Source organism: Ruegeria lacuscaerulensis (assembly GCF_013034685.1).
GTDB lineage: Bacteria > Pseudomonadota > Alphaproteobacteria > Rhodobacterales > Rhodobacteraceae > Ruegeria > Ruegeria lacuscaerulensis_B.
On sequence record NZ_WQGO01000006.1, the window covers coordinates 75,632 to 90,996 of the forward strand.

General features: G+C 58.6%; 13 protein-coding genes. 4 read left to right on the forward strand and 9 right to left on the reverse strand.

Annotation, left to right across the window (positions count from 1 at the left end; translation table 11 throughout):
* Positions 1–77: 77 nt before the first annotated feature.
* Genes GOV80_RS15625 through GOV80_RS15635 form a run of 3 tightly spaced genes read left to right on the forward strand, consistent with a single transcriptional unit; the run spans position 78 to position 4,207 of the window.
* Positions 78–1,064: a glycosyltransferase family 2 protein gene (locus tag GOV80_RS15625; RefSeq protein ID WP_170786542.1), complete on the forward strand. Its 987-nt coding sequence runs from the start codon at positions 78–80 to the stop codon at positions 1,062–1,064.
* Entirely contained in the window at positions 1,061–2,758 is a 1,698-nt protein-coding gene (locus GOV80_RS15630) for a DUF5927 domain-containing protein (protein ID WP_170786141.1), read from the forward strand. The genes GOV80_RS15625 and GOV80_RS15630 overlap by 4 nt, the downstream gene beginning before the upstream one ends.
* A 6-nt stretch (positions 2,759–2,764) precedes the next feature.
* A complete protein-coding gene (locus tag GOV80_RS15635) occupies positions 2,765–4,207 on the forward strand; it encodes a nodulation protein NodH (protein ID WP_170786143.1) in 1,443 nt (480 codons plus the stop codon).
* On the opposite strand, the gene GOV80_RS15640 is transcribed toward GOV80_RS15635, so the two are convergent.
* The 8 genes from GOV80_RS15640 to hslO form a co-directional block, all read right to left on the reverse strand.
* Positions 4,191–4,709, reverse strand: coding sequence for a L,D-transpeptidase family protein (locus tag GOV80_RS15640; RefSeq protein WP_170771395.1), 519 nt, complete (start codon positions 4,707–4,709; stop codon positions 4,191–4,193). The genes GOV80_RS15635 and GOV80_RS15640 overlap by 17 nt on opposite strands.
* A 60-nt stretch (positions 4,710–4,769) precedes the next feature.
* On the reverse strand, positions 4,770–5,555 hold the full coding sequence (locus GOV80_RS15645; protein ID WP_170771393.1) for an ion transporter: 786 nt from the start codon (positions 5,553–5,555) through the stop codon (positions 4,770–4,772).
* 18 nt (positions 5,556–5,573) lie between these two features.
* On the reverse strand, positions 5,574–6,797 hold the full coding sequence (locus GOV80_RS15650; protein ID WP_170786145.1) for a class I SAM-dependent RNA methyltransferase: 1,224 nt from the start codon (positions 6,795–6,797) through the stop codon (positions 5,574–5,576).
* A 47-nt stretch (positions 6,798–6,844) separates the two neighbouring features.
* Entirely contained in the window at positions 6,845–8,677 is a 1,833-nt protein-coding gene (locus tag GOV80_RS15655) for an ABC transporter ATP-binding protein (RefSeq protein WP_170771389.1), read from the reverse strand.
* Positions 8,674–10,512, reverse strand: coding sequence for an ABC transporter ATP-binding protein (locus GOV80_RS15660; protein ID WP_170786147.1), 1,839 nt, complete (start codon positions 10,510–10,512; stop codon positions 8,674–8,676). Before GOV80_RS15660 ends, GOV80_RS15655 begins: the two co-directional genes overlap by 4 nt.
* Positions 10,513–10,704: 192 nt before the next feature.
* Complete coding sequence (locus tag GOV80_RS15665) at positions 10,705–11,859, reverse strand: CCA tRNA nucleotidyltransferase (protein ID WP_170786149.1); 1,155 nt, start codon at positions 11,857–11,859, stop codon at positions 10,705–10,707.
* Complete coding sequence (locus GOV80_RS15670; protein ID WP_170786544.1) at positions 11,856–12,461, reverse strand: CoA pyrophosphatase; 606 nt, start codon at positions 12,459–12,461, stop codon at positions 11,856–11,858. Before GOV80_RS15670 ends, GOV80_RS15665 begins: the two co-directional genes overlap by 4 nt.
* Positions 12,445–13,422, reverse strand: a complete 978-nt coding sequence (gene hslO / locus GOV80_RS15675; protein WP_170786151.1) for an Hsp33 family molecular chaperone HslO — start codon at positions 13,420–13,422, stop codon at positions 12,445–12,447. The genes GOV80_RS15670 and hslO overlap by 17 nt, the downstream gene beginning before the upstream one ends.
* Positions 13,423–13,498: 76 nt before the next feature.
* Between hslO and GOV80_RS15680 the strand changes: the two genes are divergently transcribed.
* Positions 13,499–13,942 (forward strand): NUDIX hydrolase, encoded by a 444-nt coding sequence (locus tag GOV80_RS15680; RefSeq protein WP_170786153.1) that lies wholly within the window; start codon positions 13,499–13,501, stop codon positions 13,940–13,942.
* On the opposite strand, the gene GOV80_RS15685 is transcribed toward GOV80_RS15680, so the two are convergent.
* Positions 13,939–15,210, reverse strand: a complete 1,272-nt coding sequence (locus GOV80_RS15685; RefSeq protein WP_336510170.1) for a PP2C family protein-serine/threonine phosphatase — start codon at positions 15,208–15,210, stop codon at positions 13,939–13,941. The two genes, GOV80_RS15680 and GOV80_RS15685, sit on opposite strands and share 4 nt — an antisense overlap.
* Positions 15,211–15,365: the final 155 nt, after the last annotated feature.

The following is a 15,365-nucleotide window of genomic DNA, read 5'->3' on the forward strand; positions in this document are numbered from 1 at the left end:
GGTTGATCCAGGCCCCGGAGATGCTCGCGTAAAGTAAAAGGTTGGGCCGTCACGTGAGCCTGTTGGATTCGTATCGCATGAGATTGCGGCGCAAGCGCCGCCTTTTGCGTTGCCTGCGCAAGCGGCGCGAACTGACGCCTGTCTTGGACCAGACTAACAAGATCAGCCGCCGCGATATTCTGCTGGTCAGCGTCGTGCGGAACGAGAAAATTCGCCTGCCGTATTTCCTGGACTATTACCGAAAGCTGGGGGTCGATCACTTTCTGTTCGTCGACAATGACAGCGAGGACGGAACCGGTGCGTTTCTGGCCAATCAACCCGATGTCTCGCTTTGGTCAACTGATGCCAGCTATCGGCGGGCAACCTTTGGCATCGACTGGTCCAACTACCTGCTGCGGAAATACGCCCACGGTCATTGGGTACTGACAGTCGACCCGGACGAGTTCTTTATCTACCCGTTCTGCGACACGCGCCCCATCCGCGCTTTAACCGATTGGTTGAACGGATGTGCCGTGCGCAGTTTCGGCACCATGCTGGTCGATATGTACCCACGCGGACCCGTGGATGATGAACCTTACCGCGAGGGTCAGGACCCGTTCGAAATCGCCCGTTGGTTCGACGCGGGCAATTACATGATCACCAAGAACCCCGAGTATGGGAACCTGTGGATACAGGGCGGCCCCCGCGCGCGCACGTTTTTTCGCGACACACCGGAAAAAGCCCCCGCGTTAAACAAGATCCCGCTTGTGAAATGGGACCGGCGCTATGTCTATGTCAGCTCGACCCATTCCCTGCTGCCGCGCGGGTTGAATCAAGTCTATGACGAATGGGGCGGCGAAAAAGCCAGCGGTGCCCTACTGCACGCCAAGCTGATCGACACGCTGGGCGCCAAGGCGTTGGAAGAAATGCAACGCGGCCAGCACTACCGCAAATCCGGTGAATACCGCGCCTATGCCGAAGGGTTGGAGGATCAGACGGTGTTCTGGTGTGACTGGTCCGAGAAATACATCAACTGGCGGCAGCTTGAGATTCTCGGCCTGATGTCCAAGGGGAACTGGGCATGAGCCTTGGGGTTGTCATGCTGGTCCACACTGCCTTCAACCGGGCCGAACAGGTTGCCCGCCATTGGGCCGCCGCCGGATGCCCTGTTGTCATTCACGTGGATCGCAAAGTGCCCGACCCCACATGCGCTGCGTTCAGAGCCGCTTGTAAAGATGAACCCCTGATCCGCTTTTCAGACCGGTTCACCTGCCACTGGGGTGGCTGGGGAATTGTGCGAGCCACGCAATCAGCGTCCGAGATGATGTTGAACGCTTTTCCCGATGTGCATCACGTTTTTCTGTCCTCCGGCGCGTGTCTGCCTCTGCGCCCAGTTGCCGAACTCATCGACTACCTTGCACAGCGGCCCCGCGTCGATTTCATCGAAAGCGCCACGACCGCAGATGTCAGTTGGACAATTGGCGGGCTGGATCAGGAACGGTTCACCCTGCGGTTTCCGTTTTCCTGGCGCAAGCATCGCAAATTGTTTGATGTCCATGTGAAGCTCCAACGCGCGCTCGGTCTGCGCCGACGAATTCCAGACGGTCTTGTACCACATATGGGCAGCCAATGGTGGTGCCTGACCCGTCAGACTCTGTCCGCCATTCTGCAAGACCCCAAACGCAAGACCTATGACCGCTATTTCAGTCGGGTCTGGATACCGGATGAAAGCTATTTCCAGACGCTGGCCCGAATGTATTCGACACATATTGAAAGCCGGTCTCTGACTCTGTCGAAATTCGATTTTCAGGGTCGTCCGCATATTTTCTATGACGACCATCTACAATTGCTGCGCCGGTCCGACTGTTTTGTTGCCCGCAAAATCTGGTGCGAGGCTGATCGTCTGTACCAAAGTTTTCTGACGGATCAATCCGGCGCTTTGGAACGGGCGGAGCCCAACCCCGGCAAGATTGACCGAGTCTTTTCCAAAGCGGTCGAACGTCGGACCCGCGGCCGGGACGGGCTGTACATGCAAAGCCGCTTCCCCCGCCATGGCAGCGAAAATGGCCTGACCTGTTTCCCCTATTCTGTGTTTCAGGGCTTTGCCGAGTTGTTCGATGATTTTGCACCCTGGTTGACGGATTGTACCGGAACGCGTGTTCACGGACATCTGTTCGACCCTGAGCGGGCCGAATTTGTGGATGGGGCATCTGTCATCAACGGTGCCTTAAGCGATTGCGCCACTTTGCGCGACTATAATCCCACTGCATTCGTTTCAAACCTGATCTGGAACACGCGGGGTGAACGACAATGTTTTCAGTTCAGCCCGCGCGACACGCAAAAGATCAACTGGTTCTTTGCCCGCGACCGAAATGCCCAAATCTCGGTCATCACGGGGGCCTGGGCGATCCCCTTGTTCCGGTCCAACCGGAATTTCGCCGACATCCGGGCCGAGGCGGCGCGACTTCAGCAAATCGAGACCAGACAGCTAGAGGTTCTGAACTCGGTCTGGACCAAGGCACGGGTCAGGACTTGGACCTTGGCCGATTTCGTGGAATCGCCGATGGAAGCCCTACAAACCGTGATTGATGAGATTGGTACACAACCCCACGGCCACTTGACCAAAGCCCCCACCATGGTGGATCTCAGTGGATTTGGGCAATTCCTGCAAAATCTGAAAAACCAGGGCATGCACCCCTATTTGATGGGCGATTTTCCGGCGGATGACGTGTTTGGCACCAAACTCCGCCCGTTTCCGAAACCCTATCTGGTGCAATAGCGCGCAATGGCTAAAACCTTCGACTATTTTGTCATTCTCGCCGCCATGCGCACCGGTTCGAACCTTTTGGAAGCAAACCTGAATGCGCTGGACGGTGTGACCAGCCATGGAGAGGCGTTCAACCCGCATTTCATCGGGCGCATCAAAAAGGACGATCTGTTAGGAATCACGTTGGATGAACGCGATGCGGACCCGCTGTCCCTGCTGGACGCCATCCGGTCGGGCGACGGTCTGAACGGGTTTCGGTTTTTCGACGGTCACGAAAATCGTGTGTTAGAGCCTGTTTTGACCGATCCGCGCTGCGCCAAGATTATTCTGACGCGCAATCCTTTGGACAGCTATGTTTCGCTTAAGATCGCGCGGGAAACCAAGCAATGGCAGCTCAAGAACATAAAGCGGCGGCGCGAAGCGCAGGTTGGTTTTGACGCGGCCGAGTTCGAACGGTTTCTGGATCAACACCACGCCTTCCAAACCTCGATCCTGCACCAGATGCAAGCCACCGGTCAGACCCCGTTCTACCTTGCCTATGAGGATCTGCGGCGGCTGGACAGTTTGAACGGCCTGGCCGCATGGTTGGGGGTTGAGGCGCGGTTGGATGCATTGGACGACACGCTCAAACCGCAAAACCCGGAACCGGCGCGCTCCAAAGTGACAAACCCTGATGAGATGGAGCGCGCCCTACCCACTCTGGACCGGTTCAACCTGCATCGCACGCCGAATTTCGAGCCCCGGCGCGGTCCGGCTGTTGCGACCTATGTGGCCGCCCCGCAAACGCCGCTGATGTATCTGCCTGTGCGCGGCGGGCTGGAAGGGCCGATCACGCAATGGCTGGCGGATCTGGATGGCGTGCTGCAGGATGATCTGACCACGGGCCAGAACAGGCGACAAGCACGGAACTGGCTGCAATCACATCCCGGACACCGCAAATTCACGGTGCTGCGCCACCCTTTGGCGCGGGCTCATACGGCCTATTGCCGCTATATCCTCAGCACCGAACCGGGCGCTTATCTGAAAATTCGCAACATGCTGCGCAATCGGTTCAAACTGCCAATCCCCGGTCAATTGCGCGACGGCAATTATCCAATCGAGCAGCACCATCAGGCTTTTTGCGAATTCCTGACCTTTCTCCGCCAGAATCTGGCCGGTCAGACTCCGGTGCGCGTTGACGGGGTCTGGTGCAGCCAGGCACAAGTGCTGGAGGGGATGGCGGGTTTCACGCCCCCTGATCTGATCCTACGCGAAGAAGACGTCACCACTGCCCTGCCCGAGTTGGCGCGCCGTTTCGGCCATGAGGCCCCCCCGACTCCAACGGCCGTAGTGCGCGATGCGCCTTACGACCTGTCAGACATTTGTGACGAAAAAATCGAGGCGCTGGCGGCCGAAACCTACCAGCGCGACTATATGCAATTCGGATTTGATCGGTGGAAACCGGTTACGCGCGCAAGGTGATGATCGTGCCGCGGTTTACCATCGCGTAGATCTCTTCAATCTCTTCATTCTTGACGGCGATGCAGCCTGCCGTCCAATCGGGCGTTTTCTTGGCGCGTTTGCGTTCAGCCCGTCTGTTCGGTTGGCCGTGGATAAAGATATCCCCACCCGGATCAACCCCGGCGGCTTTGGCCTGCGCAACATCGTTGGAATTGGGATACGAGATTCCCAACGACAAGTGATATCGGCTGTTGGGGTTGCGGCGGTCAATCAGATAGGTGCCCTCGGGGGTGCGCCCATCGCCGCGCTTGGTCTTGGTCCCTTCGGGGGCGAATCCAAGATCTACATTATATTCCTTGAGGACGTGTTCGTTGTGCAGAAGATACAACTTCCGCGCGCCCTTGTTGATGACCAAAGATGTTACTTCGGGTCCATCATAAGTTAGAAAACGTGGGCTGGCCGAGGCACAGGCCGAAAGGCCTACCGCTGCCACAGCACCCAATCCAAATGCTCGACGATCCATATTTCACTGCCTGCTACTTATTTTTTTCCGAAATTATGCCATAAAACACAAAAACTGAAATCACTTTTTGCTGTTCGCCCGCTCGGCCAGGCGTCGTTCGATATTTTCCAGCCGTTCCAGCACCTCGTCCCGATAGGCATCGGTTTTCACTTCATCCTCGGCATGGTGCGCGTCCTGCATCGAGTTCACGATCAGACCAACCAGCAGGTTCACCACTGCAAAGGTCGTGACCATGATGAAGGGAACAAAGAACAGCCATGCATAGGGATAAACCTGCATCACTGGGCGGACGATCCCCATAGACCAACTTTCCAGCGTCATGATCTGAAACAGTGTATAGGCCGACAGACCCAGATCGCCGAACCAGTCGGGAAAGCTGCCCGAGAACAGCTTGGTCGAGATCACAGCCCCGATATAGAACAGTATCGCCATCAGCAAAAATACGCTGGCCATGCCCGGCAGCGCCGAGATAAAGCCTTCGACGACCCGACGCAGGCGCGGCGCGACCGAGATCACGCGTAACACTCGCAGAATTCGCAATGCCCGCAACACAGACAATGCGCCGGCACTGGGGACAAGAGCTATGCCCACAATGATAAAATCAAAGATATTCCAGCCGCTTGTGAAGAACCGACGCCCGGTCGCGACCAGTTTCATCGCGATCTCGGCCACAAAGATCGCAAGACAAAGCTTATCCAGAGTCACGATCAAAGGGCCCGCAGCCTCCATCAACGTCTCGGAGGTTTCCATGCCCAAGAGAGCGGCGTTAAACAGGATGACACCGGTGATGAATTTGCCGAAAATCGGCGCTTCTATAATGGTCAGCAGACGCTGATTGATGCCCATTCGGGATCTCCAGTGCGATTAGGGGTTCAGAGCGAACCGGGCGGCAAGTTCGGTGTGGGACGACCACCGAAATTGGTCAACCACCTGTACCCATTCAAGGGTGTAGCCTGCGTTAACCAGCGTCTTTGCGTCGCGGGCAAAGGTGACCGGGTTGCACGAAACATAGGCAATCACCGGCGGTTTGGCCTGCGCCAGCTCGGCAGTTTGTGCCTCTGCCCCGGCGCGGGGCGGGTCCAGCACCACGGCGTCATAGGGTTTCAGCTCGTCCGGCATCAGCGGGCGGCGGAACAGATCGCGCGCCTCGGTCGTGACTTTTTTCAACCCCTGTGCCCGGCGCCACCCCTGATCCAACGCGTCGGTCATCGCAGACTCGCCCTCAACTGCATAAACTTCGGCAGTTTGCGCCAGAGGCAGCGAGAAGGTTCCGCATCCTGCAAACAGATCGACAACCCGCTTTGCCCCCTGCGTGGCCTGCAAAACTGCCTGTAACAGAGCCTGTTCGCCCTCTTTCGTCGCCTGCAAAAACGCACCAGGCGGCGGTACAACCGCAGCTCCGCCAAAGCGCTGAACCGGGGCGTGGCGCATCGCGATAACCTCGCCCTCCCAACTGAGGCGGGCAAGCCCGTGTTTCTCGGTCGCTTGCGCAAGGGCCAGTTCCAACGGGCCATCCAGCGGCTTGCCGCCTTTGACCGCAACGTCCAGTCCGCCTTCGGACAAGGTGAGCGTCACCGCCAGCACGCCTTTACGACTGCCACCCAACAGAGCCAGCGCCTCGGCCACGGGAATGGCAGCGATCAGGGCCGGGTCCAGCAGGTGACAATCGGGGATCTCGGTGATGGTATCAGACGCGCGTCCATGGAACCCGGCAAGCGTGCCTTTCTTCGTCCGCCGAACGGCAATCGTTGCACGGCGACGCGAACGTTCCGGCGAGGTGTGAATGGGCCGCATCGGGGCATCGAGCCCCTGCGCGGCCAGCGCGTTGCGCACCACCGCCACTTTCCAGTCAGCGACAAAATCATCCGCCGCGTGCTGCAATTGACAGCCACCGCAGGTCTTATAGTGGCGACACGGTGCCTTCACGCGTTGGTCCGAGGGGGTTTCGACCCGGATATCAGTCAAAACCTGCCCTTTAAGCGTGCCGCTGACCACCTCACCCGGAAGGGTTCGGGTGGCATAAACGGGACCGTCGGCTATCCCGTCGCCCTGATGGCCAAGGCGGTTTATGGTGAATGTCTGAGTCATGCGGGCCTGATACCGGTGCTTTGCGCACAACAAAAGCCCTTTGGGCGCTATTCCGCCGCTTCGGCCTGAATGAATCCACCCGACTGGCGGTGCCAGAACCGCGCATAAAGCCCACTTTGATCCAGCAGCGCGTCATGCGTGCCGGATTCGACGATGCGGCCCTGATCCAGAACCACGATCCGGTCCATCTCGCTGAGGGTGGACAGGCGGTGGGCAATGGCCAGAACGGTTTTGCCTTCCATCACGCGGTGCAAGGCTGTCTGGATCGACGCCTCAACCTCGGAATCCAGCGCCGAGGTCGCCTCATCCAGCACCAAAATTGGGGCGTCTTTGAGGATTGCGCGGGCCAAAGCGATGCGCTGACGCTGTCCACCCGACAGCTTTACGCCCCGCTCACCCAGATGCGCGTCATAGCCGGTGCGACCGTGAGCATCTTGCAGGGACAGGATGAATTCATGCGCCTCGGCCTTTTTTGCGGCGGCAATCATCTGATCCTCAGAAGCATCGGGGCGGCCGTACAGAATATTGTCACGCGCCGAGCGATTGAACATCGCGGTTTCCTGCGTGACCATGCCGATCTGACGGCGCAGGCTGTCCTGCGTCACCTGTGACACGTCCTGCCCATCAATGCGAATAGCGCCTTTTTCCCCGTCATAGAGCCGCAATAGCAGCGAGACGAGCGTCGATTTACCTGCGCCAGAGGCCCCAACGATCCCCAGTTTTTCGCCGGGGTGAATGACCAAATCCACATCCGATACGCCGCCGATATCACGACCATAGGCAAAGCTAACGTGGTCGAAGGCGATCTGACCCTGACCCACTTTCAGTTCCTTTGCGGCAGGTGCATCCTCGACCCGGTCACGTTTGGCCAGGGTTTTCATGCCATTTTCGACCTCGCCGATATTGGCGTAAAGACCCATCAGGGTGAAACTGACCCAGCCGGTCATCTGCGAAATGCGGATCGAGACTGCGCCCGCCGCAACGATATCACCCGCCGTCGCAATGTCGCTGCGCCACAGCAACAAGGTCGCGCCCATCAGCAAGACCGGCAGAACACCTGCCAGCACCATCAGGATGAACCGGAAAGCGGCGGACAGGCTGCCGAACTCCAGAGATCTTTCGCGTAGATCGACCATAGCTGTACGCGCGGCCTGATCTTCGAACGCGGAATGGGCGAACAGCTTGACCGTCTTGATATTGGTGATCGTATCCACCACCTGCCCCGACACCATCGCCCGCGCCCCGGCCCGCGCGCCCGAGCGCAACCGGATTCGCGGCAGGTACCAGCGGATCAAAAGGAAGTAGACGATGAGCCAGCCGATAAAAGGCATCATCACCAGTGGATGAATCGATCCTAACAAAAGCAAAGAACCCACAAGCGAGGCCAGCGCAAAGACAATCGCACTGATCGTCTCGGACACGACCGAGGCCATCGCGTTCGAGGTCTGCATCTGTTTCTGCGCAATCCGTCCGGCGAAATCATCATCGAAATAGGTGACGGATTGGCCCAGAGTCCAGCGGTTCAGCTTCGCCAACACCAAGGGCGTGATATTGGGCATCACGACATAGTTGTTCGACAGGGCCGACATGCCGAAAAACACAGGGCGCAGCAGCATGAAGAACGCGGCACCGCCAAGGATGACCCACAGATTGCTGCCGCTCAGAAAACCCTCGGGACCGCCTTGGGTCGCCACGTCTATGACGCGTCCCAAGATCCAGGCAGTTCCGGCTTCCATCGCACCTGCCGACGCCGAGAAGAACGCGGCAACAAAGATCATCGGCCAGGCGCCCGACAGGCTCCAGCGAATGAACGCCCCCAGCGTTTGCGGCGGGGGCGTTTCGGTGGATTTGAACGGGTGTATGAGGTCAGCAACCCTCATTCCGCGGCCTCCGGGTTCAGAAAGCCGCCGGATTGCCGCGCCCAGAACTGAGCATACAGCCCGCCCTGCGACAGTAGCTCTGCATGGCCACCCTGCTCGACGATCTTGCCGCCATCCATGACCAGAATACGGTCCATGCGGGCGATCGTGCTAAGACGGTGAGCAATGGCGATCACGGTTTTTCCCTGCATCATGCCGTAGAGCGTTTCCTGGATTGAGGCTTCGACCTCGGAATCTAGGGCGGACGTCGCCTCATCCAACAGCAAAATCGGCGCATCTTTCAGAATGACTCGCGCCAACGTCACCCGTTGCCGTTGGCCACCAGACAGTTTCACGCCACGCTCACCCACATGCGCGTCATAACCCGTGCGCCCCTGCGGGTCTTGCAGATCAAGGATGAACTCATGCGCTTCGGCTTGCTTGGCGGCGGCGATCATTTGCCCCTCTGTCGCTCCGGGGCGGCCATAGAGGATGTTGTCCCGGACCGAGCGGTGCAGCAACGCGCTGTCCTGCTGCACCATGCCGATATGGCTGCGCAAACTGTTCTGCGTGACCTGCGCGATGTTCTGATCGTCAATCAGGATCGCGCCCTGTTCGACATCATAAAACCGCAAAAGCAACTTGACCAAGGTCGACTTACCGGCTCCGGACCGCCCGATCAGACCGATCTTTTCACCAGGCTGAATTGTCAGGTTGATGTGATCCAGCCCTCCGGTCTCGCGCCCATAGTGATGCGACAGATCGCGGATGTCGATCTGACCGTGGGTCAGCTGCAAAGGCTGTGCGTCCGGTGCATCGAGCAGGTCGATGGGTTGAGCAATCGTCTCCATCCCTTCGGCCACAACACCCAGCTCCCGAAAGAAGCTGGTCAACGCCCACATGATCCAGCCGGTCATCGCATTCAGCCGCAAGGTCAGCGCCGTCGCCGCCGCGACCACCCCGACCGAGGCGCTGCCCTGCATCCAAAGCGCAATGGCCCAGCCGACCACGCTGACGATCAGCAGCCCGTTCAGCGCAACCAGGACAGCATCCATGATGGTGAAAATCCGCATCTCGATCTGGAACGTGCGACGCGTTTCCTCGATCGCTTCGCGGGCATAGCCCAGCTCTTGCGCGTCATGGGCAAACATTTTGACCGAATGGATGTTGGTATAGCTGTCCACCACCCGCCCTGTCACTTCGGACCGCGCATCCGAGGCCGCCTTGGACGCGGGCCCCACCCGCGCAACCGTCCATCGTACTAGCAGCGCATAGAGCGCAAACCAGATTAGCAACGGCAATAACAGGCGCGGATCGGCGGCCATCAACAGGATCGCCGCACCCACCAGATACGCTAGCGAGAAAGAGATCGCGTCAAACACCTGAAACACCGCCTCACCCGCAGCGGGAGGCGTCTGCATGATGCGGTTGGCGATACGGCCGGCGAAATCATTTTCGAACCATTTCACCGACTGGCGCAGCACATGATTATGGGCACGCCATCTAAAAATAGTGCCTACATTGGGCAAAATTGCATTGTTCAGCAGCAATACATCCACCACATGCAACAGCGGACGCAGCAGCAGAACGAAGATGGCCATCAGAATCAACTCGGTGCCATGGGCTTTCCAGACTTCGGCCGGAGAGCCGGACAACAGGTCCACAACGCGGCCCATGTAGTAGATCAGCCCAACTTCGACCGCGGCCACAATGATCGAGATCAGCGCCGCCCAGACAAACAGCCCATAGAAGGGCCGGGTATATTCCAGCATGAACGGCCACAGCCGCGTGGGCGGCGTGTTGGTTTCCGTGTAAGCGGCAAAAGGGTCAACAAGGTTTTCGAAATAGCGAAACATGAAGCGTGCTCCAGATTGAGCAGATAATAGGTCGTGCGAAGAAAGATGGTGCCAGAACACCACCCTTACGGGTCAACGTGTCCCGGCTTTAGCCGAACCAGATCCCGTAATACATTCGCATCCCTCCATTCATGTGACAGGCGCACGTAAGCACAAAGAATCCAAATTGTCATCCCTTTTTGAGGCTTTGGCTCAGCTTCCCAGCAGTTCTTCACGGGTGAGGGCAAACCCGGACGCAATCCACCGCGTCTCAAGCTCTGCCAGTTTTTTGCCCAGCGCGGGGCCGGTGAAATCCGGGATCAGATCGGTCGCTTGAACTGGGAAATCGGCGGCAGCCCCTTTGCGCAGATCAGCGCGCATGTCTTCTGACCAAGGCTGTTCCAGAAGAGCGCAGCGCAGCAAAGCTTCGTGCAGACCATCCTCTTCGCCGTCGCGAAAGCCCAACTCGGCAATGGATGCGGTGCCGCTGGCCTCATCCCGCATCCGGGTCAAGCGTTGAAGCTGGGTTTTGCTCAGGCGCAGGGTCTTGGCGATCTCAGGCGGGGCAATGGCGGCCAGACGGCGGATCGGTTCGGGATCAACCCCCGCCTGTTCTTCTAATGCAATCAAAGGAGCAAGCGCGCGGTCATCCGCCCCTGGCAGGATTTGAGACAGAGCCCCCGCCTGCCGCATCGCCGCGACCGAAGGCGCAGGATCCGGCGCACCCAATAGTTTCAACAGTTCAGCGCCAACGCGTTCGCGAGACAGGGCGACAAGCCCGTCCAGATTGGACGCAATCGCGGCCAGTGCATCGGGGTCAAACCCCGCCTCAGCGTCGCCATACCACGCATGAAACCGGAAATAGCGCAGCGACCGCAGGTAGTCTTCGCGAATGCGGTGTTCTGCCGTGCCTATGAACCGCACCCGTCGCGCCTGTAAATCGCCCAACCCGTTCAACGGGTCCAAAACCGAGCCGTCAGGCTGGGCGTAAAGCGCGTTCATGGTGAAATCGCGGCGGGCCGCGTCCTCTTCCACGTGATCGGAAAAGGCCACTACGGCCCGGCGACCGTCGGTTTCCACGTCACGGCGAAAGGTCGTGATCTCATGCGGGATGCCATCGCTGACGACAGTGATGGTGCCATGATCAATCCCGGTGGGGATCGCTTTCAGACCAGCACCTTGCGCCAGTTCCACCACGCGTTCAGGCCGCGCATCCGTGGCGATGTCGATATCCGAGACCGGAGCCCCCAGCAGCGCATTGCGCACGCAACCACCCACAAACAAGGATTGCGCGCCCGCATTCACCAGCGCCGCGCAAACTGTTTGCGTCGCAGGGTTTGACACCCAATCTTCGGTGATCACCGTCATTCGCTCATCCGTGCAGACAAACCTCGCAGCATTCGGGCCGTCGCGCCCCAGATGTAGTAGGGACCATAGGGCACCGTAAAATAATACCGTTTCTGACCCCGCCACCGGCGCGATTCAACGAGATAGTTTTCAGGGTTCAGCACATGCGCAAGCGGGACCGAGAAAACCTCGTCCACCTCACCAGGTTCAGATACAAACCGGACCCTGTCATGCAAGATTGCCACGACCGGCGTGACTGTGAAGGACGTCACCGTCTCATGCGTGGGCAGATGACCCAGAATTTCCGGCAGATCCTCGGGCAAGCCAATTTCTTCACGTGCCTCGCGCAGGGCGGTGGCGGTGACATCCACATCCCCCTCATCCTGCTTACCGCCTGGAAAAGCGATCTGCCCAGGATGATGTTTCAGGGCCGAAGAACGTTTCGTCAGGATCAGGCGCGGCGTGCCATCGGCGATGGAAATCGGAACCAGAACGCCGGCCGGTCGCAGCTTGCGCCCTTCGGGCAGAACCGTGTCGGGGTTCAGGTCAAAATCGCTTGACCCGTTGCCGGGGCGGCGCAGGGCCACCCGCAGCTGGTCTGTCAGTTCAGGCGTTGTCAGCATCGAAACCAACAGTGCTGGGATCCAGCACATAATGCGCACCGCAGAACTGGCAATCCGCGGTCACGTCACCCTCGGGCGTGGTCATCTTTTCGATGTCCTTGGCCGAATAGATCGACAGGCTTTGCCGCACACGGTCTTCGGAGCAGGTGCAGCCGAACTGCACCGGCTGCGCATCGTATACACGCGGCTGTTCCTCGTGAAACAGGCGGATCAGCAGGTCGGTCGGCGCTATGGACGGTCCTATTAGTTCAAGATCGTCCACCGTATCCAACAGGATGTTGACGCGGCCCCAATTTTCGCCCTCTTCCCCGTCCACCAGATCATTGGCGGTCAGAATCTCGCCCGCGCCCTGACCCGAAGCCGCAAAAGGCGAGGCTTTGGGCATGTGCTGCAACATCACCCCGCCCGCGCGCCAATGCTCACCGACGCCCGGTTCGGTCGATTTCCCAAAACTCAGCGAGAACCGCGTCGGCAACTGTTCGGACTGTGCGAAATAAGCTTCGGCACAGGCGCTGAGTGAGCCACCGGCCAGCGGCGTAATGCCCTGATAGGGCTGCGTACCCTCGCCCTGGTCGATGAGGATGGCGAAATACCCCTCGCCAACCTGATCAAACGGCGCGGCATCGGTCAGCTTATCATGGTCGAAACTGGCATAGGCGCGGATGCGGGCCGGTTCACCCTCGGCCTGCGGGGCATAGTAATCGGTTGCAATCATGCGCACCGCCCCCTTGGATTGCACCTGCAAAGACAGCTTCCAGCGCAGCGAAACCGTCTGACCGATCAATGCGGTTAGCAGGGCCATCTCGGCCACCAAAGCCTCGACCTTTTCAGGGTAGTCATGCTGCTTCAGGATGCCGTCCAGCACCCCGTCCAACCGCGCTACGCGGCCACGCATATCGGATACATCGAGTTGAAAGGGCAGGACGGTGTCGTCCCACGCGATTTTGGTTCCAAGAGACATGGGGTTTCCTTACACGCCACAGATTGGCATACCGCCAGCATATAGGTCGAAGTTTTCGGGTTGTAAGGGGCCATACATGATCAGACGGTTCGGTGAAACCCCGCAATCGGGGCAGAAATACATCAGACGTGTCGGAGTTTATGCTCTGTTACCGCGAGGCGGCAGCCTATTGCTGACCTGCCAGTTGCAGCCCGGCCCCGATCTGCAACTGCCCGGAGGCGGTATTGATCCGGGCGAATCACCGATCACCGCCCTGCATCGCGAAGTGTACGAGGAAACCGGTTGGCTGATCGCCGCGCCGCGTCGCATGGGCGCGTTTCGGCGCTTTACCTTCATGCCCGAATACGACCTGTGGGCCGAGAAAATCTGCCTGATCTACCGCGCCCGACCCGTGCGCCGCATCGGCCCCCCGACCGAGCCGTTTCACGAGGCGCTATGGATGGACTGCGCGGACGCTGCGCAGATGTTGGGCAATGCGGGCGACCGCCATTTCGCAGCTCGGCACCTGAAGGGCCTCTAAGGCCCGTTGTATTCGAAAAACACAGCCGAGACGTCATCGTCCATACCCTTTCCGGGCGGCATGGATTGAGTCAACCGCCAGAACATGTCGTCCAGAAACTCGGTCCCGCCATGAGTTGTTGCGCAATTCGTTGCCATACCGCGTAGTCCGTCCTCTTCCAGCAATCCACCATCTGCAAGACTGCATTCAGTGAACCCGTCAGAGTACAAAAGCAGTTTGTCCCCCGGTTTCATGTAGGTTTCGATACGTTGAAACGTGACATCCGGCAGCAGGCCGATTGGCAAACCGCCTTCGCCCATAAATTCGGTGGTTCCGTCGGCCCGCAGCATTAGCGGATGGGGATGCCCCGCCTGAACCATTTTGAGATGCCCGTTGCGCAGATCGACAATCGCGTAGACCATCGTGAAATACTCTTCAACGCCGGCATCTGCCATCAGCCGGGAGTTCAACATCTCGGCCACCTGTTCCGGCGGCAGCAGCGCGAAGAACTTTTCAAAGCGCTTTTCCATCGCCACGTTTTGATCAAAGTGGTTGCTGGACAAATACCCCCCCAACCGCGCCGTCATCATGGCCGAGGTGATACCGTGGCCCGAAACATCTATGCTGTAGAACCCCAACCTGTTCACACCAGGTGAAAACATACCGACCAGATCGCCGCCGATATGCCCGCAAGGCTTCAATAGAAGGCTGACCCGTGACTTGCCGAATTCCCGTGACAGCTCGGGCACCAGGGATTCCTGAATCTTGCGCGCCTGCATCAAATCTGCGTCGATGGCATCATGGGCCACGCGCAACTCTTCCAACGCGGTTTCGATCATACGGTTTTTCTCGGACAATTCGCGTTGCATGTCCAAAATACGCGCACCGGCCGAAATACGCGCGCGCAACTCATCCGCCTCAAGCGGTTTGATCAGAAAGTCGTCTGCGCCGGCATCCAGACCCCGCGCGACTTCCTGCTTTTCACTTTTCGACGTCAGCAGAATGAAATAGCTGTATTGGTCACTTTCCAATGCACGGAATGCCCTGCAGAAGTCCAGTCCGCTCATCCCTGGCATGACCCAATCGCTAAGCACAAGGTCTGGCAAGCCCTGCGCACAAATCCCAATCGCGGCGTCACCACTATCCGCTTCTAGAACTTCGAAACCCCATTTTTTCAGCGATGCCACAAGGATACGCCGCTGCAGGCGACTGTCATCAACGACAAGCACCGTTCGGATACCACCAAACCCCAGCGCTGCCCTGGTTTCTGCATGACTTACCTGTGCCACCTGAACCCTCTGCCCTGTGGTGCTCATCCTTGTGGGGCGACCCTAGCGTGCGGCTGTTTAATATCCGGTGAAGGTCATAACTGTCGGAAATTTAACCCGGTTTTTACCGATCCCGCTCTATCAAGATACTGTCGTCGGAAAAGCGGAGATTTGGT